This window comes from Ligilactobacillus salitolerans (genome assembly GCF_003864415.1).
GTDB lineage: Bacteria > Bacillota > Bacilli > Lactobacillales > Lactobacillaceae > Ligilactobacillus > Ligilactobacillus salitolerans.
The window spans coordinates 3,303-3,766 of sequence record NZ_BFFP01000062.1; positions in this window are offsets into that span (position 1 = coordinate 3,303).

Here is a 464-nt window from a genome sequence, read left to right on the forward strand (position 1 = left end):
CGGAAAAGCTTAACAATCAGTATCACTATCGAAGAAGATCTAAGATCAAAAAAATAACTTGGAAATAATGGTACATTTTAAAATGTGACATTCGAATTATAGATATTTTTTATAAAGGCAGCCCACCGAGATTATTCCCGACAGGCTTATTTTTTTGCAAACAAACTTCTGAAAAATGTTGGAGAGCTTTTTATTTTGACAAAAGAAAACTTTTCCGGTACTATAACCTTAGTCTCTAATGACACCTCAATATAAAGTAGTTTAGTTTAAGGCCCATTTCTGTTGAAGTGGGCTTTTTTACGGTTGATTAATTATGAATATTGATTTATATTTATAAGCGAAGTTCCCTAGGCTTCCTATAAGTTCTGTTGTCCCACCTTGTTCCTTGAGGTGGGCTTATTTTTATTTGCAAATTAAATTTGGCTTAACATTCGTACATTTTATCCTTTCTTGCTTAAGTTCGT